The sequence below is a fragment of the Kitasatospora sp. NPDC005751 genome (genome assembly GCF_040630835.1).
Taxonomy (GTDB): domain Bacteria; phylum Actinomycetota; class Actinomycetes; order Streptomycetales; family Streptomycetaceae; genus Kitasatospora.
The window spans coordinates 1-25,061 of record NZ_JBEXYC010000033.1; the positions used below are offsets into that span (position 1 = coordinate 1).

At 75.5% G+C, this 25,061-nt stretch carries 23 protein-coding genes; 7 read left to right on the forward strand and 16 right to left on the reverse strand.

What is annotated here, in order from left to right; translation table 11 throughout:
* Nucleotides 1-143: 143 nt before the first annotated feature.
* On the reverse strand, nucleotides 144-1,652 hold the full coding sequence (locus ABZ497_RS24940; protein WP_359808378.1) for a HEAT repeat domain-containing protein: 1,509 nt from the start codon (nucleotides 1,650-1,652) through the stop codon (nucleotides 144-146).
* A 334-nt stretch (nucleotides 1,653-1,986) separates the two neighbouring features.
* Between ABZ497_RS24940 and ABZ497_RS24945 the strand changes: the two genes are divergently transcribed.
* Nucleotides 1,987-2,439 carry a hypothetical protein gene (locus ABZ497_RS24945; RefSeq protein ID WP_359808380.1) on the forward strand — a complete coding sequence of 151 codons (453 nt, stop codon included), beginning with the start codon at nucleotides 1,987-1,989 and terminating at the stop codon, nucleotides 2,437-2,439.
* A gap of 108 nt (nucleotides 2,440-2,547) precedes the next feature.
* Here ABZ497_RS24945 and ABZ497_RS24950 read toward each other — a convergent pair whose 3' ends face one another.
* A complete protein-coding gene (locus ABZ497_RS24950; RefSeq protein ID WP_329490838.1) occupies nucleotides 2,548-4,029 on the reverse strand; it encodes a hypothetical protein in 1,482 nt (493 codons plus the stop codon).
* A gap of 475 nt (nucleotides 4,030-4,504) precedes the next feature.
* Here ABZ497_RS24950 and ABZ497_RS24955 point away from each other — a divergent pair, with 475 nt between their 5' ends.
* Nucleotides 4,505-5,716, forward strand: coding sequence for a phosphotransferase (locus ABZ497_RS24955; protein WP_329490837.1), 1,212 nt, complete (start codon nucleotides 4,505-4,507; stop codon nucleotides 5,714-5,716).
* 84 nt (nucleotides 5,717-5,800) lie between these two features.
* On the opposite strand, the gene ABZ497_RS24960 is transcribed toward ABZ497_RS24955, so the two are convergent.
* From ABZ497_RS24960 to ABZ497_RS24970, 3 genes are all read right to left on the reverse strand, one after another.
* On the reverse strand, nucleotides 5,801-7,099 hold the full coding sequence (locus ABZ497_RS24960) for an acyl-CoA dehydrogenase family protein (protein WP_359808382.1): 1,299 nt from the start codon (nucleotides 7,097-7,099) through the stop codon (nucleotides 5,801-5,803).
* A 337-nt stretch (nucleotides 7,100-7,436) separates the two neighbouring features.
* On the reverse strand, nucleotides 7,437-7,931 hold the full coding sequence (locus ABZ497_RS24965) for a hypothetical protein (RefSeq protein ID WP_359808384.1): 495 nt from the start codon (nucleotides 7,929-7,931) through the stop codon (nucleotides 7,437-7,439).
* Between the two features lie 745 nt (nucleotides 7,932-8,676).
* A complete protein-coding gene (locus ABZ497_RS24970; RefSeq protein ID WP_352295047.1) occupies nucleotides 8,677-8,964 on the reverse strand; it encodes a DUF397 domain-containing protein in 288 nt (95 codons plus the stop codon).
* A 315-nt stretch (nucleotides 8,965-9,279) separates the two neighbouring features.
* Between ABZ497_RS24970 and ABZ497_RS24975 the strand changes: the two genes are divergently transcribed.
* Nucleotides 9,280-9,819, forward strand: a complete 540-nt coding sequence (locus ABZ497_RS24975) for a PTS fructose transporter subunit IIA (protein WP_329490833.1) — start codon at nucleotides 9,280-9,282, stop codon at nucleotides 9,817-9,819.
* Nucleotides 9,820-9,939: 120 nt separating this feature from the next.
* Nucleotides 9,940-10,869, forward strand: a complete 930-nt coding sequence (locus ABZ497_RS24980) for an NAD-dependent epimerase/dehydratase family protein (protein ID WP_329490832.1) — start codon at nucleotides 9,940-9,942, stop codon at nucleotides 10,867-10,869.
* 119 nt (nucleotides 10,870-10,988) lie between these two features.
* On the opposite strand, the gene ABZ497_RS24985 is transcribed toward ABZ497_RS24980, so the two are convergent.
* The 7 genes from ABZ497_RS24985 to ABZ497_RS25015 form a co-directional block, all read right to left on the reverse strand.
* Nucleotides 10,989-12,098 (reverse strand): GDSL-type esterase/lipase family protein, encoded by a 1,110-nt coding sequence (locus ABZ497_RS24985; RefSeq protein WP_359808451.1) that lies wholly within the window; start codon nucleotides 12,096-12,098, stop codon nucleotides 10,989-10,991.
* An 8-nt stretch (nucleotides 12,099-12,106) separates the two neighbouring features.
* Nucleotides 12,107-12,595: an NUDIX domain-containing protein gene (locus ABZ497_RS24990; protein ID WP_359808386.1), complete on the reverse strand. Its 489-nt coding sequence runs from the start codon at nucleotides 12,593-12,595 to the stop codon at nucleotides 12,107-12,109.
* Between the two features lie 207 nt (nucleotides 12,596-12,802).
* On the reverse strand, nucleotides 12,803-13,420 hold the full coding sequence (locus ABZ497_RS24995) for an acetyltransferase (protein ID WP_359808387.1): 618 nt from the start codon (nucleotides 13,418-13,420) through the stop codon (nucleotides 12,803-12,805).
* 26 nt (nucleotides 13,421-13,446) lie between these two features.
* On the reverse strand, nucleotides 13,447-14,235 hold the full coding sequence (locus ABZ497_RS25000; protein ID WP_359808389.1) for a sugar transferase: 789 nt from the start codon (nucleotides 14,233-14,235) through the stop codon (nucleotides 13,447-13,449).
* 43 nt (nucleotides 14,236-14,278) lie between these two features.
* A complete protein-coding gene (locus tag ABZ497_RS25005) occupies nucleotides 14,279-15,490 on the reverse strand; it encodes a glycosyltransferase (protein ID WP_359808391.1) in 1,212 nt (403 codons plus the stop codon).
* A complete protein-coding gene (locus ABZ497_RS25010) occupies nucleotides 15,483-16,334 on the reverse strand; it encodes a polysaccharide deacetylase family protein (protein WP_359808393.1) in 852 nt (283 codons plus the stop codon). Before ABZ497_RS25010 ends, ABZ497_RS25005 begins: the two co-directional genes overlap by 8 nt.
* Before the next feature lie 371 nt (nucleotides 16,335-16,705).
* A complete protein-coding gene (locus ABZ497_RS25015) occupies nucleotides 16,706-16,930 on the reverse strand; it encodes a hypothetical protein (protein ID WP_329490825.1) in 225 nt (74 codons plus the stop codon).
* A 400-nt stretch (nucleotides 16,931-17,330) separates the two neighbouring features.
* Between ABZ497_RS25015 and ABZ497_RS25020 the strand changes: the two genes are divergently transcribed.
* On the forward strand, nucleotides 17,331-18,539 hold the full coding sequence (locus ABZ497_RS25020; protein ID WP_359808395.1) for a polysaccharide deacetylase family protein: 1,209 nt from the start codon (nucleotides 17,331-17,333) through the stop codon (nucleotides 18,537-18,539).
* 269 nt (nucleotides 18,540-18,808) lie between these two features.
* Here ABZ497_RS25020 and ABZ497_RS25025 read toward each other — a convergent pair whose 3' ends face one another.
* Complete coding sequence (locus ABZ497_RS25025; RefSeq protein ID WP_359808397.1) at nucleotides 18,809-19,579, reverse strand: aspartate/glutamate racemase family protein; 771 nt, start codon at nucleotides 19,577-19,579, stop codon at nucleotides 18,809-18,811.
* Between the two features lie 57 nt (nucleotides 19,580-19,636).
* Between ABZ497_RS25025 and ABZ497_RS25030 the strand changes: the two genes are divergently transcribed.
* Nucleotides 19,637-20,776 carry a glycosyltransferase gene (locus ABZ497_RS25030; protein WP_359808398.1) on the forward strand — a complete coding sequence of 380 codons (1,140 nt, stop codon included), beginning with the start codon at nucleotides 19,637-19,639 and terminating at the stop codon, nucleotides 20,774-20,776.
* Nucleotides 20,777-20,801: 25 nt separating this feature from the next.
* Nucleotides 20,802-21,545: a class I SAM-dependent methyltransferase gene (locus tag ABZ497_RS25035; RefSeq protein WP_329490821.1), complete on the forward strand. Its 744-nt coding sequence runs from the start codon at nucleotides 20,802-20,804 to the stop codon at nucleotides 21,543-21,545.
* A 103-nt stretch (nucleotides 21,546-21,648) separates the two neighbouring features.
* Here ABZ497_RS25035 and ABZ497_RS25040 read toward each other — a convergent pair whose 3' ends face one another.
* Genes ABZ497_RS25040 through ABZ497_RS25050 form a run of 3 tightly spaced genes read right to left on the reverse strand, consistent with a single transcriptional unit; the run spans nucleotide 21,649 to nucleotide 24,946 of the window.
* On the reverse strand, nucleotides 21,649-22,848 hold the full coding sequence (locus tag ABZ497_RS25040; RefSeq protein WP_359808400.1) for a glycosyltransferase family 4 protein: 1,200 nt from the start codon (nucleotides 22,846-22,848) through the stop codon (nucleotides 21,649-21,651).
* Between the two features lie 3 nt (nucleotides 22,849-22,851).
* Nucleotides 22,852-24,051: an ABC transporter ATP-binding protein gene (locus ABZ497_RS25045; protein ID WP_359808401.1), complete on the reverse strand. Its 1,200-nt coding sequence runs from the start codon at nucleotides 24,049-24,051 to the stop codon at nucleotides 22,852-22,854.
* Complete coding sequence (locus ABZ497_RS25050) at nucleotides 24,041-24,946, reverse strand: ABC transporter permease (RefSeq protein WP_359808402.1); 906 nt, start codon at nucleotides 24,944-24,946, stop codon at nucleotides 24,041-24,043. Before ABZ497_RS25050 ends, ABZ497_RS25045 begins: the two co-directional genes overlap by 11 nt.
* Between the last annotated feature and the right edge of the window lie 115 nt (nucleotides 24,947-25,061).

A 25,061-nucleotide genomic window follows, 5' to 3' on the forward strand; every position in this document is an offset into this window, starting at 1 on the left:
CCGGCCGCGGGCCCGGGCGGGCTGCGGCGGCCCGCCCGGCTCGGGCTCACTCCCAGGGCAGCGCGGCACCTGATCTGGTGCCCGGCCCGCTTCGTCGTACCCGGGATCGGGGTGTCGCCCCCGGGTGTGGTGTCGGGGGGGGCCTACCGACTTCGCTCGCGGGCGGCGGTCAGCCGGCCGCGCACGGCGGCGTGGACCTCGGCCTCCTCGGCCGGGTCGGCCGCGAGGCGGCGCAGGCGCTCCAGCACGCGGGCGTCGCCGGTGGTGGCGACGTGCCTCGCGGCGAGCTCACGGGTGGATTCCTCGCAGTCCCAGAGGCACTCGACGGCCGGGCCCTCGGGAAAGGCCACGTCGGTCGCGGCGAGCGCGCGGGCGGCCCGGCCGCGCAGCTCGGAGGAGGCGGCCTCGCCGTAGATGTGGCGCAGGACGGGGACGGCCTCGGCGGCGGCAAGCCGCCCCGCACCGTCGACCAGCGACCCCAGCCCGGGGCCGCCGACCCCGCGGACCGAGATCCAGCGGCGCAGCCCGGCCACCACGAGCGCCGCGTCGCCGGGCTCCCCGGCGTCGGCGAGCAGTTGGACGGCGGCCTCGCCGAGGGCGCTGTCCGCGCCGCCGGTGGCCGGGTCGGCCCAGCGGCGGGCATGGGCCAGCGCCTCGGGGCCGCGCATCCGGCCGATCAGTTCCAGGGCGGCGCGCACCGTCCGGTCGTCGACATCGGCGGCGGCGGCCTCGATCAGGCCGGCGGCGGCCGGGTCCCGCTGGTCGACCAGGTAGCGCAGGGCGGCCCGGCGGGCACCGGGCAGTCCGTTCCGCGCGGCCTCCAGCACGGCGGGGCGGTCCTCGGGGCGGACCACGGCGGCCAGGCAGCGGGCGGCGGCGGCGGCCCTGCGGTCCACGGCATCGGGGCCGGCGGGATCACCGCCGTCGCGGGCGGGCTCCGAGCGGTCGGGCCGGCCGGCGAAGGCGGCGGCGCCGAGGCCGCCGAGCTCGCCCTGGTCGGCCCAGACGAGCACGTCGGCGGTGGACCAGCCCGGGGTCACGCCGGTGCGGTTCACCTGGCGCTGCCAGAGGTCGAACGGGGACTGCTCGCTCGCCGCCGCGACCCGCGGGTGGTAGGCCGCCCAGAGCCGCCACGGCCGTGGCTCGTACGCGCCGCGGATGAACTCACGCAGCTCGGCGTCGCCCTCGGGGCCCGGCGGGAACCGGTCCAGCACCGCGGTACCGAGCAGCAGCAGGCCGCGGTCGTCGTCGCGCAGCGCGAGCTCGTCCAGCGCCCAGGCCCAGTTGGTGCCGGTGGCGGCGTACTCGCGCAGCATCAGCAGCGCGTCGCGCCGGCCGTACGCGGCGAGGTGGCCCAGGACGGACAGGGCGAGACCGGTGCGGTACTCGTCGTCGTCGAGGAGGTCCTCCGGGTCGTGGAGGTGGTCCTCGATGCCGTCGAGCGGCGCCTCCAGTTCCATGTAGAGGCGCGCGTAGTAGAGGGAGCGGTTCTCGACCTGCCAGTCGGCTCTCGGGTCCCTGGTGACGCACTCCTGGAGCGCGGCGATGGCGTCGGTACGGTCGGCGGCCAGCGCGTGGAGCTGCCCGTCACCGCGGCCTCGCTGAAGGAGGCCGAGGAGGCTGGCACTGGGTGCTATCACTGGCTCGAACATGAGGTCAGCATCCGTTGCGGCGGTCGTAGTGGCAACGGGATTTCCGTCGCCGGGGTCGGTGGTCGGTACTGCGGTGGGCGCCCGGGCGCCGGAATCACCGAAGGTTACCGCCTCGGACACCTCGCCGCACACAGGGCGATCGACCCTCCTGCCGCAGTGGCATATGCCGGGGGAATTTTGCCAGAGATCTGCTCAAATCCCCCACGAGGGTGACTCCGCTGTGCGACAGTCTTCTCACTGCTTGACAGCTTCCCACCTCACGGCCACCCTGCGGCCACCCTCCCCGCCTCCCTCTCCGCCGGCCCGGCGCCGGCCTCGACCCGATGGAATCGCCATGAGCATGCCTGCCACTGCCGCCCGCCGGGCCGCCCGCCGCAGCGATGCCCGACGGACGGACACCGGGGCGGACGACGGGTCGGTGGGCGGCAGAGTGGACGGCACGACGCAGGCGCACTCCGGTCCCGTGGTCGGCTCCGCCGAGTGGGACCTCCTCACCGACGACGTCCGGTGGTCCGCCGAGGTGTACCGGCTGCTCGGCTGCGACCCGGGGCACGGACCGCTCAGCCTCGACCGGCTGCCCGACCGGCTCGCCGAGGCGGACCGGCCGCAGCTGCGCCGGATGATGACCGACGCCCTGGTGCACGGCCGCCACGCCTTCGGCACCCTCCAGGTCAGCCACCCCGACGGCGCGCGCACCACGGTGGAGTGCGCGGGCGAGCCGGTCCTCGGGAACGACGGCACCGTGACGGCGCTGCGGATGCTGCTGCGCCCCGCCGACCCCGACTGACGCAGGCCGCCCCCGGCCGACGCCGGGCCCCGGACGGCTCACAGTTCCGGGCGGCTCACAGCCCCGAACGCCCGGAGCACCGGGCGGCTCGGACGGACCGCGGCCGGCTCAGGCGAACCTGGGCCGGTTCTTGGCGTCCGCCTGCCGCAACTCCCGCCCGAGCTCCACCCGCAGCTCGTCCACCACCGGCAGCCCCCGGTAGCGGGCGGTCAGCCGGTACATCTCGCGCAACCGGTCCCAGGTGCGGTGCGAGGAGTTCTGGCCGATCAGGTTCATCACCATCTTGGCCTGGAGCTCCGCCGCGTCGGGCTCCCCGCTGAGCCAGTGCACCGAGGCGAGCGTGATTCGGTCGAACAGCGCCGAACGCAGCTGACCGGTGCCCTCGCGCAGCTTGATCACCCGCTCGGCCTGGCGGCGCGCCTCCGGAGCGGCCGTCAGGTCGTGCTCGGCCAGGGTGCGCAGCACCAGCGCCTGCATCCCGCGCAGCTCGGCCTCGTCGAAGAGCTGCATCCAGGAGGGCGGCGGCTCGGACACGTCCTCGGCGAAGAGGTCCTCGGCCTCGCCGAGCAGCCGCCGGGTGTCCTGCGAGTGTCCGACCGAGGCGTGCGCCCAGGCCTCCACGGTGTTCAGCATCGCCCGGGTTCTGGGCAGCACCCGGCCGCCGCTCGCCCGGGCCGCGGCCATCAGGTCGATCGCGTCGTCGGCGCGGCCCAGGTGCACCATCTGGCGGGCGGCCCGGGAGATCGCCTCACCGGCCCGGGGGCGGTCACCGGCCTCCTTGGCCGACTCGGCGGCGATCATGAAGTACTTCTGCGCGGTCGACTCCAGGCCGACGTCGTGCGACATCCAGCCGGCCAGCACCGCGAGGTTGGCCGCGACCAGCCAGAGCCGCTGCTCCACGGCCTGGCCGTGGCGGTGCGTCAGCAGCCCGCCCACCTCGTTGAGCTGTCCCACCACCGCCTTGCGCTGGAGGCCGCCGCCGCGCGCCGCGTCCCAGGCGCGGAACACCTGGACCGAGCGCTCCAGTGCCTCCACCTCGTCGAGCCCGACCGGGCCCGCGTCGTACACGTCCACCACCGGGCGGGCCCCGCCCTGGGTGACCACCTGCCGGGGGCCCGGCGCGGCGGCCGCGTACGCGACGGCGTCCCCGCCCAGCCAGCCCTTGAGAGTGTCGGCGATGACCGCCCCGGCCGTGAGCGCGGCGCCCGCACCCACCAATCCACGTCGGTTGAGCATGAGGTCCATTCCCGTGAACTCGGTGAGGACCGCGGCCGTACGATCCGGCTCCCATGGATGTGCTGCGGACTGCGCCGCTCCGGTCCTGGTGGGCCGGTGTCGTTCCAGACCGAGGTCCTCAATGGTGACGACACGGCCGAGCCGCTCCGTGAACACGGACGCCAGTACCCTCGGCACCGGATCGCGCGGGATCTCTCCGTGCTCGATCCAGCGCCGGACCCGCGAGGTGTCGGTGGACAGCTGCTGCTCTCCCATGGCCGCACCACGCCGGTTGACCAGCCGTGCGAGCTCGCCCTTCGACCATCCGGCCAGGACGAACAGATCGGCGAGTCGGGTGTTGGGTCCCCTGCTCACGTGAAGCCCCCAGGTTCCTCGGCTGGTTCAGGCTAGATGCTCCGTCATGTGCCAGGCGAGCATTCGCCAGGCTTCGCCAGGGTCCGCCACATTACTAACCAGTGCCGTCCGGGTGTGATGTAGAGGTGCGCCACCTCGCCCCTCGGGTCGGGCGGCGCCCCGGGCAGGTGGGGGGTGCTCCCCCGACCGTGTCACGGGGCGTCCCCGGTCCTCACCCGAGGGGGTGGCGCGGCCGGGTGGCGCGGGGGCGCCGGGCACGGCCACGGCAGTCCGGTCGTCCGCATTCCCCAGGGTGCGGAACGACCGGGTCACCGCCGAAGCAAGGGGCTCCGGCCCCCGCGTCCGTGCCCGGCGCCCGCGCTCCACCCACCGCACCGAGACAGGGCCGCCGTCACGCCAGCAAGCACGCGGCACCGGCCCTCCCCGCACCGCGGGGCGCACCCGCCGACGGACAGAAAGGGACCACCCTCACCCCATGTACTCCTCCGCGACCTCCCCCACGCCGACCGCGACCCGCACCGCGCTGCGCCCCCCGGGCGCGGCCGCCGGCCGTCCCGGTCCGAAGCAGCTGCCGCCGAGCCGCCCCGCGGTGCCGCGCGGTGCCGACGGCCGGACGACGGACGCGCGGGGCCAGGCCGCCCGGACGGCGCTGGGGCTGCGCGCCCCCGAGTCCGTCCTGCCGCCGGGCGCCCGGATGCCGGCCGTCCGGCCCGGCGACGGCCGGATGCTCCGCCCGCCGATGCGGCCCGGTCAGCCCGGTGCCCCCGAGCGGATCGACCCGGCGGCGCTGCAGACCCCGGCCGTACGGGCCGCGCTGGCGGGTGTCGCCCGGATATGCCCCGCCTTCACCCCGCGCCAGGTGCTGCGCGAGGGGAGCCGCCACATCCTGGTGGCGGGCACCATCGGGCGCGCGCCGGTGGTCGCCAAGTGCCTGGCCCCGCAGGCGGTGCGGAGCGAGTACTTCGAGCAGCTGGTGGCCGACTTCCACCACGAGGTCGCGGTCTACCGCGCCTTCGTCCGGCACCGCCCGCCGGTGCGGCTGCCCCGGCTGGTCGCGGCCGACCACGACCGCTGCGTGCTCGTCATGGAGCGCGTGCCCGGCCGGCCCGCCGCCCGGGAGCGCCACCCCGCCAACGCGCCGACCCCGGGCGAGGTGCGGGCGCTGCTCGGCGCGGTCCGCACGCTCAACCTGTGGCGGCCGCCGACCGACGTCTTCCAGCCACGGCTGGACTACCAGGTGGAGATCGCCCGCTACCACTCGGTGGGGCAGCTCACCGACCGGGACGCCGGCGATCTGCGCGGCCTGCTGCACGGCCTGAGCCACGCCCCGCTCCAGCTCTGTCACGGCGACGCCCTGCTCAGCAACATGCTGCTGGCGCCCTCCGGGCCGGTCCTGGTCGACTGGGAGCAGGCCGGCTGGTACCTGCCGGGCTACGACCTGGCCGTGCTCTGGAGCGTCCTCTCCGGGGACACCGCCGCCCGCCGGCAGATCAGCCAACTCGCGCAGAGCGGCGGCACACTGGCCCGGGACGCGTTCCTGGTGAACCTGGTGCTCGTGCTGATGCGGGAGATCCGGCTGTACGACGTGCCCGGCGCCGGCGAGGAGCAGCGGATCATGATCCGCCGGCTCTACGACGACGCGGCGCTGGCCCGCCGGGCCGTCCGCGCCGCCGTCGGCACCCGCTGAGCCGGGCGAACGGCCCGGGCCCCGGCCGCTCGCGCCCGATCGGTCGGGGCCCGGGCCGTTCGGGCCGCAGCGGGGCCCGGCCGGTCAGAGGCGTCGCGCGCGATCCAGGGCGGCCCGGCCGGCGGCGTCCAGGACGGCCTCGTCCGGGGCGAAGTGGACACGGCTGCTGAGCACGTCCCGCAGATAGCGCTCCAGCGGGTGACGCCGGCTCAGGCCGGGGTTGCCGGTGAGCGAGACCGCCTGCTGGACGGCCGCTATCGCCGCCCGGGTGGCGAGCAGTTGCGCCGGACCGGTCCGGGCGACGGCGTCCGGTTCGGCCCGGTCCACCCGCGGTGCCAGTCCGTTGACCAGTTCCTCGGCGCCGATCAGCTGGGCCTCGATCTCACCCAGCGCGCAGCGGTACCGGGGCAGGCTGCCGAGCGGCTCGGTGAGGTTGGCCGGAGTGCGCTGGTGGAGGAAGCGGACCAGCCACTGCTCGGCGGCGCGGGCGACCCCGAGGGCGACCGCGGACAGGGCCAGATCGTGCCAGGCGCGGGTGAGTTCGGCGGCGGGCACCGCGGCCGCGGCAGCCGCGTCCTCGATGCCGCCGGCCTCGACGCCCCTGACCTCGACACCCTTGGCCTCGACACCGGACGGCGCGGTTCCGGCGCGGGCGGGCCCGCCGGCCCGGCCGGTGGTCCTCGGGCCGTTGCTCCTCGGGGCGGTGAGTCCGAGCGCGAGTTCGCCCGGCACCCGGACGGCGTCCAGGACGACGTCGTGGCTGGCGCTGGCCCGCAGGCCGAGCTGGTCCCAGGTCGGGTCGACCTCGATGCCCTCGCTGTCCCCGCGCACCAGGAAGGTGCCGATCCGCGGCACCGGCTCCTCGGTCCGTGCGGTGACGGCCATCCAGGCCAGCGCCTCGGCACCGGCGCAGTACGTCTTTCGGCCACTGAGCAGCCAGCCGTCACCGTCCCGCCGGGCCACCGTGGCCGGCTGGGCGCCGCCCTGGCCGCCCGGCTCCGCGCGCAGGGTGTTGACCAGGGCGGGCCCCCGGCGGGACTCGGTGAGCAGCCGCCGGTAGCCGGCCGCCGGCCAGGCGGCCACCCGGGCCTGCTCGGCGTGCTGCAGCAGCGTGAAGGCGGTGACCACGGCCACCGAGGCGTCCCCCCGGCCGAGTTGGGCGAGCACCCGGACGGTGTCGGCGAGCGTGCCGCCGGGGCCGCCGTACCGCTGTCCGACGGTGAGGGTGAGCAGACCGGCCTCGTGCACCGCCTCGATGCCCTGGTAGGGGAAGGTGGCGTCGCGGTCGTGTTCCTCGGCGCGGGCCGCCAGCAGGTCCACGACCCGGGGCAGCCCGGCGAGGGCGGCGGCGACGGGCGACTGATCGGCAGCGGTGGTGGTCATGGTGCTGGTGCCTCCGGGCGGCAGCGTGGGCTCGGCAAGTGCGGGCGGCACGCCGGGCGGGCGCGCGGTACCGGTGGACGGCCCCGGAAGTCAGCGCAACACCCGCCCCCGGATCGGCGCCGGCCACTCGGCCGGGCACCCGCCGCCTCGGGGACGAATCCCCCTCAGTGGCCCGGACACGCCGCGCTTGCGGTGCGCCGCAGGTCCAGGTAGCTGCGACGGGTCAGCAGCGGGAGACGGCACGACATGTTCGCGACTGTACGAAGCGATGATCGAAACCGTCAAGCAGTGCCCGGAGCCCGGAACGGCCCCGGCCGCGCCGCCGCGGGAGTGCCGGTCAGCCCTGCTGGAACATGTCCGCCGGGAGCGGCTTGAGCAGCTGGTAGAGGTCGTCCGAAACCGGTCGGTCCCAGGAGGCGATGGTGACCTGGACGCCGTCGCTGCGGCCGAACTGCGAGCAGAACACCCGGCCCTCGCTGACCTTGACCTTCTTCACGATCAGCAGGTCGTCCCCGAGCATCACCGGGAAGTCCTCCGCCGAGACGAACTCGACCGGTTCCTCGTTCTCCAGCGCCGCGAGCAGCTGCCGGACCTCGAAGGGCACCTCGTCCCCGGTCTCGCGGGCCGGCGAGCCCTCGGGGAGGTTGCCGATGAACATCGCCGGGCCTCTGCCTCCGAACAGGTCGTAGCGGAGGAAAATCCCCTGACAGGAGCCGTCCGGGCCGGTCATCATGGCCGCGCCGAAGTCACCGGGCCAGTCGCCCGGGTCCATGGCGAGCACGTCGAAGTCCGGGCCGGTGGGCTGTCCGGAGCGACGGCGGAGAAAAGACATGGGAACATCGTACGTGCCCGGCACACCACTCTCGCGGGGTGGGTGGGGCGCTGGACGGAGATCCACGCTCAGAGACCAATGTTGACTCTGAGCAACCGTCCGGGCTACGTTCGGTTCAGCACGACAGCCGTTCTGGGTTTCACCCTTCGGGGGGACGGCATGTCGCAACGCGGCCCTACACGCGTATCCCTCACTGTGCACATCGTCGTGCCGATCCGCCGAGCACCCAGCTTCGTCGTCGCACACAGCACAGCACACAAGCCAGCAGTTCGAAGCCACACAAGCAAGGTCCGCGGGGCCCCGGCCCGTCGCTCCCGCGGATCTGCTCGGGACGCCGCCGCGTGGGGGCGTGCGGGTCCCGAGCACCCGGCACCGACGTCGAGTCGCTCTCGGCAGCGGTGTCAGCCTCCCGGCGACTGCCGGCCCCTCGTGGGCCGGGACCGGCCAACGCACCCCCGGTGCGCAGGGGATGACTGGGAGGCAGGTCCGGCGTGACTGCCGGGCTGCACAGCAGGCGCCGTGTCTGGCCGCGTGGGGGCGGTGGGCACGGCGTCTGCCTGTGCTCATACTCTGAGCTGCGCTTGTCTAACAGTCAACAGAATTTATGACCGGGTACGCTCAAGGCTGATCACAAGATGGGAACGGGCCCCCACGGGACCCGTTCCGGCACTTCCCTCCCTGCTCCCCGGCCGGTCCGCGGTGGCCAGGACGGGCGATCAGGCGAGTCGGGCAGGCCGGGCAGGCCTCAGGTGAGGTCGAACTCGCCGTCCCGGGCGCCGAGCACGAAGGCCCGCCACTCGCCCGGCGTGAACACCAGGACCGGCCCGTCCTCCTGGCGGCCGTCCCGCATGCCGATGTAACCGTCCACGAACGCGATCTGGACATCCCCGACCCCCTGACTGCTGCACAGCCAGGTCGCCCCGGTGAAGTCCACCTTCGGCTTCCCGCTCGGCGCGAGCTCCGGCGACGGTGCGGGCACCTCGACGCCCGTGCCCACGGCCGACTCCACGTCAGTCCCGATATTGGCTGCCATTACTGGTCTCCTCCCGACGGCTTTCGAGGCCAGCCTAGTCACCGCCGCCGCCCCGGTCAGCGGGTTGCCGAGGACTCCCCCGACCGGGGGCGACGCTCGGCCGGCGGGCCCCGCGGGCCGCCGCGCTGTGCTAGGGGATGGGGGCGAAGTCGCGTCGGATCAGGCCGCGGCGCACACACCCTCTAGGACCCACGGCCGGAAAGCGTCCGTCGATCGGGCCGGGCGCCCCGTCCGGAGCGTGTCCCGCCCCGCCGGGCGGCGCCCGAGCTGCCAGAGTGAGGAGGGCCCGCACCCCGACGCCCCCAGGAGCAGCCGATGAGCCGCCGGGACGGCACCAGCGCCGATGTCATCCCCATCTCCGAGGCCCCCTCGGCCCACCCCCCGGCGCCTCGCACCCCGCCCGCGCGCACCCCGCTGCCCCGGTCGGCCCCCGGCCGGCCGCCCCTGCACGGACGGGTCGGGGTCGTCCTGGTCTCGCACAGCCAGGAGCTGGCCGCCGCGGTACGCGCCCTGGCGCTCGCGCTGGCCGGTACCGACTCCCCCTCCCCGGTCGCCGCGACCGGCGGCGACCCGGACTCCGGTCCGGGCATCAGCGCCGTCCTGGTGTCCGCCGCCACCCGCCGGGTCGACCAGGGGCACGGCGTGGTGATGCTCGCCGACCTCGGCAGCGCGGTGACCACCGTCCGGGCCCTGCTCTCCGACGCGGACGAGCACGGGCTGCCGTTCCCGGTCCGGTTCGCCGACGCACCGTTCGTGGAGGGCGCGGTGGCCGCGGTCGCGACGGCCACCGCCGGCGGCGACCTCGCCGCGGTCCTGGACGCGGCCGAGGAGGCGTACCGCCAGCGCAAGGACTGAGCGGGCCGGGGCCGCCGGGCCCTTCTCGCCGTTCCGCCCCACCGCGGGTGACCGCCCGGCTACCATCGGCACAGGGCCGGGCCGGGCGGGCCGGGCGGGTGCGGAGGGGGAGCCCCAGCCATGCGCGTGGTCGTCACCGGCGGAGCCGGATTCATCGGGGCCAACCTGGTCCGGGCCCTGCTGGCCCGCCCCGAGGTGGAGCAGGTCCGGGTGGTGGACAACCTGTCCACCGGCCACAAGGCGAACCTGGCCGGCGTCGACGCCGCCCTGTACGAGGGCAGCATCCTCGACCCCGCCCTGCTGGACGAGGCCTTCGCGGGCGCCGACGCGGTGGTGCACCTGGCCGCCCTGCCGTCCGTCCCGCGCTCCGTCGCGGACCCGCTGGCAAGCCACCACGCCAACGCGACCGGCACCCTGGAGGTGCTGGAGGCGGCCCGCCGGGCCGGCGGGCTGTACGTGGCCGCCGCCTCCTCGTCCTCGGTCTACGGCGCCAACCGCGAGCTGCCCAAGCGCGAGACCATGCGCACCGCGCCGATGAGCCCCTACGCGGTCAGCAAGCTGGCCTCGGAGTCCTACCTGGCCGCCTACCACCACTGCTACGGGCTGGGCGTGCTGCCGCTGCGGTTCTTCAACGTCTTCGGCCCGCTCCAGCCCGCCGGGCACGCCTACGCGGCCGTGGTACCGGCCTTCCTGGACGCGGCCCTGGCCGGGCGGCCGGTGACGGTGCACGGGGACGGCGGCCAGAGCCGGGACTTCACCTACGTCGGCACCGTCACCGAGGTGATCACCGAGGCGGTGCTGCGCCGGGTGGTGCACGCCGATCCGGTCAACCTGGCCTTCGGCACCCGGACGTCGCTGCTGGAGCTGGTCGGCACGATGGAGTCGGTGCTGGGGCGGCCGGTCGCGGTGACCCACACCGACCCGCGGCCCGGCGACGTCCGGGACTCGCAGGCCGACAACGCGCGGCTGCGCGAGCTCTTCCCGGACGTCCGGCCGGTGGCGCTGCGCGAGGGGCTGGAGCGTACGGCGGAGTGGTTCCGCACGCTCTGACGCGCGGGGCGGGGCCGGGGCGGGGCCGGGACGATGCGGTGCGGGGCCGGGGCGGTGCGGTGCTCGCGGCTCGGCGCTCACAGCCCGGTGCTCACAGTCCGGTGCTCGGCCCCCGGTGCTCAGCCCTCGGCGAAGGCGCCGCCCGGGCCGAAGGCGAGCGTGGCGAACCGCTCGCCGACCAGCCGGTGCCCGGCCGGGTTCGGGTGCAGCAGGTCGGCCAGCCCGTCGGTGTCCCGCGGTCCGAGCAGCGCGAGCCCGTCCAGGTAGTGCAGGTGCGGGTCGCCGGCCGATCGGACGGCGGCGATCCGGGCCAGGTCGGCGCGGACCGTCTCCAGGGTGAGCGCCCCGGCCGGGACGTCCGCGGGGTCGCCCGTCGCGGCGAACCGGGGCCCGTCGGGCGTCTCCTCGTACCGGCCCGGTCCGGGGGTGCCTTCGAACGGCGGACTGAACAGCGGGGAGACCAGCAGCAGCGGGGTGTCCGGATGGCCCTCGCGGACGGTGTCCAGGAAGCCGTGCACGGCCGGTCCGAAGGTCCGCCGCCGGAACGAGGCGGCGGACAGCACGTTGGTGCCGAGCTTGAGGCTGATCAGGTCGGCCGGCTGGTCCCGCACCGTCCGGGCGGTGAACGGGTCCAGGTGGGCGTTGCCGGCCAGCGAGAGGTTCAGCAGGTCCGCGCCGGCCCGGCCGGCGGCGATCCACGGCCAGGTACCGGCGGCCGAATCGGCCTCCGGGGCCTGGCTGACCGAGCTGCCGTGGTGCAGCCAGCGGCGGCGGCCGCTCGGGCGGGGCGCCAGCACGGGCGCGTCGGCGCGCAGCGCGACCAGCTCGACGGAGGTCCACTGCGGCAGCCACAGCTCCACCTCGCGCTCGGTGGCGCCGTCGCCCGGCGCCGAGGTCACCGGCGCGGTGGTGAAGCGCAGTTCGGCGGGCCCGCCGGCCACCGGCAGGGCGGCGCGGTCGGTCCGCACGCCGTCCAGCGCCAGCTCGACCGCGCCGGGGCGCACGGGATCGGCCGGCGTCCGGAGGGCGAGTTCGAGCACCGTCGCCGCGGTCCGGAAGGCCAGCCGGACCCCGGAGGGCATCTGGGCCACCCGGCGCAGCGCCTCGTCCGGGAACTGCGCGGCCGTCCAGGCCGGCAGCCGCCAGGGCCGCAGGCCGTACCCGGTGCGCTCCAGGTGCAGGGCCCCGCGGACCTCCACCGGCCCGTCCAGCAGGGGGACATCGGCCATCGGGCCGGTCACGGACGCTCCCCGCCCTCCCACCGGAAGGACGCCGCTCCCCGGCCCTCCCGGGCCTGGCGCAGCGCCCGGTGCTCCGCCTCGATCATCGGCGGCAGCGCGTCGAGCGCGAACCAGCCGACCGCGAGCGACTCGTCGTCGTCGACCCGGGCCTCACCGCCCACCGGGCGACAGCGGAAGACCAGGACCAGGTACTGGGTCACGTCGCCGTTGGGGTAGCGGACTTCGGGCGAGACATCGACCCCGGCGAGCACCTCGGGGACGACCACCACCCCGGTCTCCTCCAGGCACTCGCGCGCCGCGCCGTCGGCGGGCTGCTCGCCGGGGTCGAGGATGCCCCCGGGCAGGGCCCAGCGGCCGTCGTCGGCCCGCTGGATCAGCAGCACCCGGTCGTCGTCGTCGAAGACGACCGAGACGGCGGCACTGAGCCAGAGCGGGCGGGTGCCGACCACGGCGCGGAGTTCGGCGAGGAACGCGGGGATAGCCATGCCCCGCACCCTATCCGGCACCGCGGCCGGCCCCGGGGAGTCCACCGCCGGGCCCCTACCCGGGCGTTGCCCGCGCAGGGGAGCCTGCCGCCGGCGGACGGTCGCCCGTGCGGGCCGCCGTCCGCCGGCTTGGCGGGTACCACCCGGCCGGGCCGGCGGGGAACCCGGACGGCCGGCGGGGAACCCGGACGGCCGGCGGCCCGGCCGCTATCCGCGCAGCGGCCGGGCCGGGGAGCCGACCACCACCTCACCGGCCGGGACGTCCCTGGTCACCACGGCGCCCGCGCCGACGAAGGCGTCGGCGCCGATCCGGCGCCCCTGCAGCACCACGGCGTTGCTGCCGACGGTGGCGCCGTCGGCGAGCAGCACCGCGCCCGAGACGTTGCCGCCCGGATAGACCGTCACCCGCTCGCCGAACACGCTGTCGTGGCCGACCGTCGCGTTGTAGTGGACCTGGCTGTGTGCGCCGAGGCGCACGCTGCTCGACACGTACGCACCCCCCATCACCAGGCAGCCGGGGCCGAGTTCGGTGTCGGGCGCGATCAGGGCCCGGGGGTGGACGAGGGTGGCGGCCAGCGCGCCGCGGGCCTCCAGCAGCGCGCCGAGCCGCTGCCGGACGGCCGGGGCGGCGATCCCGACCAGGTAGCGGGCGCCGGCCGGGACGTCGTCGGGCCGGCGGACGGGCAGGCCGCGGACGGTGCCGCCGTGCCGGCGGTCGTCCAGGAAGCCGGCGACCGGGACGCCGGCCGCGAGGGCGGTGTCCAGTGCCTCGCGGCCGACGCCCCCGGCGCCGGCGATCCAGAGTGGTCGGTGGTCGGTAGCCATGGCGGCCATCCTGCCCGCTTCGGGGATCAGGACACCTCCTCGACGGCGGTCCGGACGGGCTGCGCCAGCCGGGGCGCGGTGGCCTGCCGGGGCAGGCTGATCGTGGTGAGCGGCCGGACGGCGGGGTCGGCGGGCCTGGCGGCGGAGCCGACCGGCTGGTGGGAGGCGGGCTGGTGGGAGGCGCTCTCGTGGCCGGCGCTCTCGTGGCCGGCGGCCGCCGGTCCGGCGGTCAGCGGCTCGGTGGGCGCCGGGAAGCCGGGGTTGACGCCGCCGGCGGCGGTGATCCCGCTGGGGCGCAGCAGCACGCCGACGGTGAGCGCGAGGATGCGCAGGTCCACCCGGAGGGAGCGGTGCTCGACGTACCAGAGGTCGAGTTCGATCCGCTCGGGCCAGGTGAGGGAGTTGCGGCCCCGGACCTGGGCCCAGCCGGTGAGGCCGGGCCGGACGTCGAGCCGGCCGCGCTGGCGGCGGGAGTAGTGGACGACCTGTTCGGGCAGGGTGGGCCGGGGCCCGATCACGCCCATCTCGCCGCGGGCCACGTTCCACAGCTGCGGCAGCTCGTCCAGGCTGGTCTTGCGGAGCAGGTCACCGAGCCACGTGATCCGGGGCGCGTCCGGCTCCTCGGGAAAGCGTTTGTCCCGCATGGTGCGGAACTTGAGGATCTCGAACTCCTTCCCGTGCCATCCGGTCCTGGTCTGGCGGAAGAGCGCCGGTCCGCCTGTCGTGCAGCGGATCAGCAGGGCGATCAGCAGGCCCAGCGGAATCGCGACGATCCCGGCCAGGACGGTGACCGCGAGGTCCCCCCCTCGCTTCATGACGGTCCTTCCCCCTGATGCGGTCTGGTGGGAGTGCGTGGGTTCAGTCGACCGTCCAGGGCAGTGCCTTGGCGCGGGCGACGGCCGCGTAGGTCTCCAGCGAGACCCCGGCGACGGCGCGCTGGTCGAAGTGGGCCGTGGCGCGGCGCCGTGCCGCGGCGCCGAGCCGTTCGCGCAGGCCGGGTTCGGTGAGGAGCCGGTCCAGCGCGCTGGTGAGGGCCCGGGCGTCCCCGGGCGGGGCGAGGAGCAGGTGCTCGTCGTGGGTGCCGATCTCGCGGCAGCCGCGGATGTCGCTGAGCACCATCGGCAGGCCGCCGGCGGCGGCCTCCATGGCGGAGCGGGAGAACCCCTCCCGGTAGGAGGGGAGGACGAAGACGTCGAGGGCCGCGTACACCGCGGGCATGTCGCCGCGCGGGCCGGGGAACTCGACGCCGGACTCGGCGCCGTGGGCGTCGGGCTTGTCCGGGTCGTCGGGACCGATCCAGACGAACCGGGCCTTGCCGGCCAGCGCGCGGGCCGCTTCCGCGTACTCGCGGATGCCCTTCTCGGCGACCCTGCGGCCGACGCCGCCGACCAGCAGTTCGTCCGGGCCGACGCCGAGTTCGGCGCGCAGCCCGGCCCTGGCGCGGGCCCGGTCGCCGGGGGCGGTCGCGAAACGGGTGAGGTCCACGCCGTTGCCCACGACCCGTGAGCGGCGGCCCGGGACGGCCCGGGCCAGGGTGCGGCGGTCCTCGCCGTTCTGGTACAGCTCGGCGTGCGAGAAGCGGGCGGCGAAGGCCTCCACGCCGAGGACGAACGCCCGCTTGGCGAGCGGGTCGTGGGCCTGCGCCCAGAGACCGTGGCAGGTGTTGACGACGACCGGGACCCGGGCCAGCCGCCCGAGCACACGGCCGAGGACGCCGGTCTTGGGATTGTGGGTGTGCAGGACGTCGGGTCGCAGCCGGTCGAGCACGGCGAGCAGCTCGCGGGCGGCGGCGGCGTCGGCGCGCGGCCGCCAGGACCGGGTCAGGGCGTGCAGCGGCTCGTGCCGGACGCCGATCGCCTCGATCTCGGACACGTACGGGCCGGGCGCGCTGATGCCGTACGTGTCGAAGCCGGCCTCCAGATCCACCTTGAGTTCGGTGGCGAGCAGGAGGTGCAGGCTCATGTCGACGGTGGTGAGGTGGGCGACGCGCAGCGGCCGGCCGCCGGGGCCGCGCAGCCGCGGGGCGGGTCCGGCGGCCGCGCTGGCGGGTATCGGGGTGGGGTCAGGCACGGGCGCCCACCGCCTTCGCGGTGGCGACGATCCGGGCGTAGGCGCGCTCGGGGATCAGCCGGCCGTAGAGCTTGGCGCGGAAGAAGTCGATCGGGTCGGTACGGCGGACGGGCACCCGGCGCAGCCGGACCGGGTCGGCGCCGGGCGCGTTGCGGCCGACCTCGCCGGTGGCGGCGGTACGGAACCTGGCGCGCAGGGCCGGCTCCATGTGGGGCACCGGGACGCCCCAGGTGTAGGCGTAGTGCCGGGGGCGGACGCCGAGGTGCTGCTCGACGTCGTCGTTGCAGGCGTCCAGCTCGGCGGTGGTGAGCAGCTCGGGGCGGGCGTGGCTGCGGGTGTGGTTGGCGACGGTGCACAGGCCGGAGGCGGTCATCTCGCGCAGCTGCTCCCAGCTGAGCGCGGGGGCGCCCGTGGTCCTGGCGGTCGACCCCTCCCAGCGCATCTCACCGCCGACGTGGCCGCTGGCGAGGTAGACGGTGAACGGAAGGGCGCGGTCGCGCAGCAGCGGCCAGGCGTTGTCGTACACGTCGGCGAAGCCGTCGTCGAAGGTGAGTACGGTGGCGGGGGTGCGGCGGCCGGCCTCGATCCGGTCCACGGCCTCGTCGAGGGAGACCACCCGGCCCGGCGGCAGCTCGGCGAGCAGGTCGGCCTGGGCGGTGAAGTCGGCGGTGCTGACGTCGAGCTCGTCGGGGCTGTCGCCGCCGACGCGGTGGTAGATCAGGACGGTGGCGCCCTCGCCGGGCCGGGCCCCGACCCTGCGGGCCAGCTGGCGTTTGACCCTGGTGCGGATGCCTCCGGCCGGTCCGGCCGCCTCGGGTGCTCCGGGCGCGGCGGTGCCGCTCATTGCTCCCCCCTCTGCGACGCCCTCCCCGGCGCCGTCAAGTGGCCTCGCATCCGGCGCAGTTGGCTGCCGGACGGAAATCACAGTAGGGGGAACTGTGGGGCTGATGGCCCGGAATTGTGAAAGAAGCGAGAAGGCGTAGGCAGATGGGCCGAAACCGGCCGATCCGACGGTCGGGCTCGATCGCCCGTTCAGGTGACGGCCGGTGGCGGCCGGGGCGGCTCACGGGCCGGTCAGGACGTCACGGCCGCGCGGCGGGGCTACGGCCCGGGCCACGGACCCGGGCCACGGGCCAGGCGGCCCGGGAGGCGCCGCCCGCCGCCTCCCGGGGCCGGGCCCGCGCCGAGGACGACGCGGGTCCGTGGGCCGGTGCCTCAGAGGGTGGCGCCGCGCCGGTACCGGAGCAGGGCGAACGCGATCCGGCCGAGCAGCAGCACCCCGGCCGCGAGGCAGCCGGCCACGGCCATCGCCCACGCGGGGCCGTCACTGTCCGGAACCGCCACGGCGACCACGATGCCGAGCGCCAGACAGGCCAGACCGACCACGGCCAGCGGGAGCTGGTGGGTGACCAGCGCGCCACCGCTCCACACGCGGGCCATCCTGGTCGCCCCATGAGGGTGCAAATGATCACGTTCCGCATCTGCCATGAGGCCAAGGTACCCCGGAGCGGCCCGGGAGGCAGCCCGCGGGAAGCGATATCTCGACTACTCTCCGCAACGGGCTCTCGCCCGGTCACGGGCGCCGCCACTGATCCGGCGTACGCCCGGAGGCGCCTGTTTTCGGCCCGCGAAGATTCCTCGGCTGTCCGGTACAACCATCCACCGGGCACATCTGTCTCCACTACATTGAGCGATCCAGGAGCCGTCCGCGGTGCGGGTTGGGAGTCCCCGCCGAGGACCGGAAAACACCAGGGGGCGGAGCCGCCGTGCCCTGGAGTCGGAGGCCGGGCTCCAACCTCCGGCGGTACCGCCACGCCGCACCGGCGACCGAGGGGGAACCGTGCCGCAGTCCAAGTCCACGACGTCGACCTCCATGGCCCGGATCGGGTCCGTCATCAGCACCCTGCCGAGCGCCCACGTGCGCTCGTTGCCGCAGGCGGCCGCCGGGCAGCCGGCCGCTCGGCGACGGGCCACCGGGCACTCGGCGGCCGCACCACCGATGACCACCCAGTCCGTGACCGCGCCGCCCGCACCGGGCCGGCCGGCGGCGGCCCCCGCGGTCGTGGCGGTCCCCCAACCGCTGCCGCGCGGACGGCGGGCCGCCCGCCGGCACGCCGCGCCGACCGCGGCCGACCGGCCCGAGGGGCGGGGCGACTGGTTGCGCTTCGCCCCCGTCCAACCGCTGTTCCGCGCTCGGGCCGCGCAGCGGCTCGCCGTGCTCGCCTACCACGGCGTGACCGATCCGCGGTCCTTCGGCGCCCAGCTCGACCGGCTCCGAAGACTCGCCACCCCCGTCTCGCTGGCGGCCGTCCAGCAGGCCGTCGCCGAGCGGCGGCCGCTGCCCGCCCGCAGTGTCCTGGTCACCTTCGACGACGCCGACCGCAGCGTGCTCACGCACGCCCTGCCGGCGCTCAACGACCGGGGCATCCCGGCCGCCGCCTTCGTCATCTCCGAGCTGATCGGCACGGAGAAACCGTTCTGGTGGCACGAGGCCGACTTCCTGGCACGGCACGGCGGGCGCGCCCGCTCGCTGGACTGCGGGCACCCCTCCCAGGTGCTGCGCCGACTCAAGGCCATGCCCGACCCCGACCGGCGGCGCAGCCTCCAGGAACTGCGGGTCAGCGCGGACCGGCGACCGCCCCGGCAGGAACAGCTCACCCCCGCCGACCTCATCGCCCTGCGCGCGGGCGGCGTCGCCATCGGCAACCACACCCAGGGGCACCCCTGTCTCGGACGCTGCGACGACGTCACCGTCCGGGCCGAGATCACCGGGGCGCACGAGGCGCTCACCCGCTGGCTGGGCGAGCCGCCGACCGCCTTCGCCTATCCCGACGGAGGGCACGACCCGCGCGCCGAAACCGTCCTCCAGGAGCTGGGGTACCGGCTCGGGTTCCTCTCCGACCACCGCCTGGGCCCGCGCCTTCCCGACCACCCGCTGCAGATCAGCCGGCTCCAGGTCGACTCCACCACCAACACGCGCCGCTTCGACACCATCCTCTCCGGACTCGAACCGGCCTACCGGCGCTGGCGCGGCCAGGCCGTGGCGTAACGGCGGCGGCGGTGCGCGGTGCGTCGGCCGGTCCGACGTCCCGTGCATCGCCGGCTCCGCAGCGAGGGGGCGAGGGGGCGAGGGGGCGAGGGGGGCGAGCCGAGCGCCGACGGTGGACCGGCCGGGGGGCCTTCTCCCGCGCCGACCTTCTGTACGCGCACTACCAAGCCAAGGGTCGACGCCCGGCCGACGGAGCCGTCACACAGCGGCTCCCTGCGCGGTCCGCGCGTGAGGGGTCGACAGCCGGGCCGCCGCGGCGGCCGTTCGGGTCAGGCGGCCGGGGCGGTGAGGTCGAGGCCCTGCGGGTAGAGGAGCACGGCGGGCGGGAGGGCGGCGCTGCGGCCCGCGTGGAGGACGGTGAGGGTACCGGTGCCCCGGCGGGTGGGGTCGGCGACCCGGCGCAGGGCCTGGGCCACCACGGCGTCGGCGGAGCCGTGCAGGGTGAGGTGGGCGGCGGCGGTGGGCGCGACGGCCGCGCGGATGCGGTCGGCGACCAGCTCGTAGTGGGTGCAGCCGAGGACGAGGGCCGCCGTGCCGGCCGGCGTGCGGGCCGCCGCGTCGGCGACGGCCGCGTCGATCGCGGCGTCGTCACCGTGCTCGACGGCGTCCGCCAGGCCCGGACAGGCGACCTCGGTGACGGCCGCCGGTCCGGCGAAGTCCCGGATCAGAGCGCGCTGGTAGGCGCTGCCGGTGGTGGCCGGGGTGGCCCAGATCGCGACCGGTCCGCCGAGGGCCGCGGCCGGCTTGATGGCCGGGACGGTGGCGATGACCGGCAGCGCGGGCTCCAGCTCGGCGCGGAGCGCGGCGAGCGCGTGGACGGAGGCGGTGTTGCAGGCGATCACCAGCGCGTCCGGTTCGAGGGCCGCCGCCGCCCGCGCGCAGCCCAGCGCGAGGGCCGTGATCTGCTCGGGTGTCCGCGGGCCCCAGGGCATGGAGGCCGGGTCGGAGGAGAGCACCAGATCGACGTCCGGGCGCAGGTTCCGAAGCACGGCGGCGGCGGCCAGCAGGCCGATTCCCGAGTCCATCAGTGCGATCTTCACAGGGCAAGACTCTAGTCGATACCCCGTGGCGGGCCCCGGGTGCGGCAGACTGCCCGGGTGACCGTCCTGCTGTGGATCGCCGTCCTGTCCCTGCTGGTCTGGCTCTGGCTGGCCTGCTGCCACGGGCTGTTCTGGCGCACCGACGTGCGGCTGCCGCCCCGCCGGCCACCGGTCCGCTGGCCGCAGGTCGCGGTGGTGGTGCCGGCCCGGGACGAGGCGGAGGTGCTGCCGCTCAGCCTGCCGGGCCTGCTCGCGCAGAAGTACCCGGGGCGGGCCCGGGTGATCCTGGTGGACGACCACAGCTCGGACGGCACCGGAGCGCTGGCGGCCGCGCTCGCCGGGCCCGGGGGCCTGGAACTGACCGTCACCACCCCTCCCCCGCTGCCGCCCGGCTGGACCGGCAAGCTGTGGGCGCTGCGGCACGGGGTGGAGCTGGCCGGCCCGGACGTCGAGTACCTGCTGCTCACCGACGCGGACATCGCGCACGGCCCGGACTCGCTCGCCGAGTTGGTGGCCGCCGCCGAGAGCGACCGGCGGGACCTCGTCTCGCAGATGGCCCGGCTGCGGGTGGAGACCGGCTGGGAGCGCCTGATCGTGCCGGCCTTCGTCTACTTCTTCGCCCAGCTGTACCCGTTCCGCCGCAGCAACCGGCCCGGGGCCCGGACGGCCGCCGCGGCGGGCGGCTGCTCGCTGGTGCGGCGGGAGGCGCTGGAGCGCGCGGGCGGGGTGGCGGCGATCCGGGGCGCGGTGATCGACGACGTGTCGCTGGCCCGTGCGGTGAAGGCGGCCGGCGGCCGGATCTGGCTCGGGCTGGCCGAGCGGGTGGACAGCGTCCGCCCCTATCCCCGGCTCGCCCAGCTGTGGCGGATGGTCTCGCGCAGCGCCTACGCCCAGCTGCGGCACTCCCCGCTCCTGCTGGCCGGGACGGTGCTGGGGCTGACGCTGGTCTACCTGGTGCCGCCGGTGGCCACCGTCGCCGGGCTGGCCGCCGGGCACGGCGCGGTGGCCGCGGCGGGCGGCGCGGCCTGGGCCCTGATGACGGGGACCTTCCTCCCGATGCTGCGCTACTACCGGCAGCCGGCGCCGGCCGCGTTGCTGCTGCCGTTCACGGCGTCGCTGTACCTGCTGATGACGGTCGACTCGGCGGTGCAGCACTGGCGGGGCCGCGGGGCGGCCTGGAAAGGCCGCACGTACTGAGCGCGACGTGGTCCACAATGATCAAATGGATCGTCAGACAATCTCCCGCCTCGCCCATGTCCACCACCCCATCGCCGCGCCGATCACCGACGAGTCGGTGGCCCGGCTGCTGGCCCGGGCCACCGAACACACCGACGCCGGCCGGGCCCTGGACCTCGGCTGCGGGGAAGGCGGCTGGCTGGTCCGGGCGTTGACCGCGCGCCCGCACTGGCAGGCGGTCGGGGTGGACCTCGACGCCGCGGCCCTCACCCGGGCCCGGCAGACCGCGGAGGCGCTCGGCGTGGAGCGCCGGCTCGGCCTGCACCACCAGAGCGCGGAGGAGTTCAGCTCGCGGGAGCCGTTCGACCTGGTGCTGAACATCGGGGCGACACACGCCTTCGGCGGGCTGCTGCCGACGCTCGCGGCGGCCCGCGAGCACCTGGCGCCGGGCGGCCTGGTCATGGTCGGCGACGGCTTCTGGGAGCGCGAGCCCACCCAGGCCGCGCTGGACGGCCTGGGCGCGACCCGGGACGAGTTCGCGGACCTGGCGACCACCACGGACCGGGTGATCGCGGAGGGCTGGACCCCGGTGTACGGCTACGTCAGCAGCCTCCAGGAGTGGGACGACTACGAGTTCTCCTGGACGGGCTCGCTCGCCCAGTGGGCGCTGGACAACCCGGACCACCAGGACGCGGCGGCCGCCCGCGAGGCCGTGGACCGGCACCGCGCCGAGTGGCTGCACGGCTACCGGGGCACGCTGGGCTTCGTCACCCTGCTGCTGCGTCGCTAGCCGACCGGCCGGCGATGCGCCCGGCGCCGGACAGACCGGCGGACGGGCCCGAGCCGGACCACGCGGCGCCGGACAGACCGGCGGGCGGGCGGGCCCGACTGGGTCACCGCCCCAGCAACCGCAGGGCGGCCGGCTTGGTGAACTCGTACCTGGTCATCTGCTCCAGGTCCTTCAGCCAGCCGGTCGCCCGCGCCGGGCGGGCCAGCACCCGGGCGTACAGGTCCTCGAAGGCGGTGGTGACGCCGTCCAGCGAGAACCGCCCGTCCACCCACTCCCGGCCCCAGGCGCCCAGCCGCGCCCGGCGGTCCGGGTCGTCGAGCAGCCCGCGGAGCTGGTCCACCAGCGGATCGGGCACGCGCGAGCCGTCGCCGAAGCCGTACATGCAGCGCGAGGCGTGCGGTTCGACCAGCGGGCCCGGCTCGTGGACGGCGGTGTAGCCGGCCGCGCCGTGGACGACGACCGGTTTGGCGAAGGCCAGGCCGCGCAGCGCCGAACCGCCCATGCCGAGCACGATGTCGGCGGCGTCGTAGGCCGGCCGCGGGTCGGCCAACTGCCCCGGCACCAGGACGGCTTGGCGGCCGAGCGCGGCATTGGCCGAGGCGGCGCGGGTGCGCAGCCGCTCCAGGCTGGGGCCGGCGCCGACGACGACCAACCGCACCCGCGGGTCGTCGAGCTGCCGGACGGCTTCGACGGTGAGCTCGGCGCCGGCGTCCTTCTCCAGCGCGGGGACCAGCCGGGTGACGATCGCGAGCAGCAACTCGTCGTCCCGGATGCCGTGTTCACGACGGAAGGCGGCGCCGTCCCCCCGGCCCGGCGCGTCGGTGGCGGTGTTGACCGGCGGCTCGATCAGGCTGACGTCCTGGTGCCCGAAGGCCCGGCCGTCCCCCAGCAGGGCGCCGAGGCCGAGCACCAGCGGCTGGTGCCGGGGCAGGCCGCGCAGCATCCGGATCCCGTAGAACGTGGTGACCAGCGGCAGACGGCCGTAACGCCCGGGCCCGAAGTAGGAGTTGCGCGCCGCCCGGACCTCCCAGGCGTGCAGCAGCTGGCTGCCGTGCTCGGCGGCCAGCCGGCCGAGCCGGCGGCGGACGTCCGCGCGCGGGGTGTCGGGCCCGCCCGCGACCACCACGTCCAGGCCGTGGCCGGCCGCGACGTCGAGCAGCGGGGCCGGGCCCGCGACCCCCTGGGCGAACAGCACCGGATCGTGGCCGCGGTCGCGCAGGGTGCGGGCGATGTCGACCGCGTTGAGCTGGGCGCCGCCCAGGGCGAGGTTGTTGAGGTGGACCAGCACCCGGACCGGGCTCACGGGTCACTCCTCCCAGTGGTGCGGGACGAACACCGGCGCGGCCAGCACCACCGCGCGCGGCGGCGAGTCCAGCATCGGTCCGAACACGTCGAACTGGCCGACCGAGTGCCAGCTCATCAGGGTACCGCCGTCGGTCCGGCCGATGCTGTAGACGCCGGCCCAGAGCGTGTAGCGGCCGCGCGGCAGCGGCAGCCGGGGGATCACGCAGGCGACCTGGTGGTCCTTCCCGGTGAGCCGGACTTCGTGGCTGATCTGGAAGATCGGACTGGAGGTGCCCTCGCTGACGCCCAGGTGCAGGGTGGCGTCCCCCCGGTAGTCGCCGCCGAGGGTCAGTTCGACCGTCATCGGCTCGTCGGTGGTCAGGCTGTCGCGGTCCTCGCCCCGGACGGCGTGCTCGAGCAGTCGCAGCGGTTCGCCGGTGCGACCGCCGGACTCCGACTGCGCCTCGATGGAGTCCCGGTAGCCCGCCATGGCGTCCTTGATGCCCGCGTCCACCCGCACCGAACCCTGCTCCAGCCAGATCCCGCGCCGGCAGATGGACTCGACGGCGGGCAGGTCGTGGGAGACGAAGACGATGGTGGTGCCCTGCTCGGCCACCTCGCGCATCCGGTCCAGGCAGCGCTGCTGGAACACGGCGTCGCCGACCGCCAACACCTCGTCCACCAGCAGCACATGGGGCTCCAGGTAGGCGGCGACGGCGAAACCGAGGCGCATCTGCATGCCGGAGGAGTAGAACTTCACCTGCCGGTCGATCGCACCGCCGAGCCGGGCGAACTCCACGATGTCGTCGAAGCGGCCGGCCACCTCGCGGCGGCGCAGGCCGAGCAACGCTCCGAACAGGTAGATGTTCTCCCGGCCCGTCAGGTCGGGGTGGATGCCGGCCCTGATCTCGATCAGGGCGCCGATCCGGCCGCGCACGTCGATCACGCCGCCGTACGGGTACATCACCCGGGTCAGCATCTTCAGCAGCGTGGACTTGCCGGAGCCGTTGGAGCCGATCAGACCGACCGACTCGCCCGGCTCGATGTGCAGGCTGATGTCGCGCAGCGCCCAGCGCCACTCCTCGCCCTTCTCACCGCGGAGCCGACGGGCCATCGAGTCGACCTTGTCGCGCAGCAGCATCCGCTGCTGGTCGGCCTTGAAGCGCTTCCACACCCGGTCGGTGCGGATGGTCCCCAGGGGGTGCGTCGGGCTAGGCGACATCGGCGATCCCCGTCTCCAGCTTCTTGAACAGCAGGTAGCCGCCGACCAGGAACACCAGCGAGGAGACCGCGGCGATCGAGGTGAGCGTGACGTCCGGCGCGTCGCCGTACAGCAGGGCGCCGCGGTAGCCCTCGATGACGGCGCCCAGCGGGTTGAAGCCGACGTAGATCTCCTGGAGGCGCTGCGGGATCTGCGCCAGCGGGTACGCGACGGGGGTGGCGAAGACGCCCATCTGCGTGATGATCGGCAGCAGGTGGCGGACGTCGCGCAGGTAGACCACGGCGACCGAGAGGATCAGCGCGACGCCGTAGGTGAAGGCGAACTGGATGAGCAGCAGCGGCAGCACCCAGAGGAAGGTGACGGCCGGGGCGGTCCAGAAGATCAGGAAGAGCAGGCCGAGCACACCGACGCCGATCACCATGTCCACGCTGGCGACCAGCATGGTGGCCAGCGGGAAGACCTCGCGCGGGCAGTAGACCTTGTTCAGCAGGCTGAGGTTGTTGGCCAGGCTCAGCGCGCCCTGGTTCATCGTGTTGCTGAAGAACTGCCAGACGATCAGGCCGACGTAGGCGAAGAGCGGGTAGGACACCGCGCCGGTGTCGATCTTCACGGCGCGGTGGAACACCAGGGTGAAGATGGCGCAGAGCGCCAGCGGGGTCAGCACCGCCCAGGCGAAGCCGAGCACCGCCTGCTTGTAGCGGGCGCGCAGGTCGCGCTCGGCCAGGGCCCGCACCAGCTCCCGCGCGCCCCACAGCTCCCGGGCCACCTGCGCGGGGCGCAGCCGTCGTTTGAAGACCAGGTCGGTTGGCGGCCCGTCGGCGACCGCGGGCCGCCACGACGCGGCCGATGTCTGGCTGTCGCGCTCGTCGACGAGCTGCGCGCGTTGTCCCCCCACGGACCCCTGCCCTCTCCGGTACCGCCGGTATCGAGAAGTGGGCCCGCCACCACGGCAGTTCTCGATCCCGGCGGCGCGGCCCGGCGTCCACTCTGGCACAGGGTGTGGTCGCCGG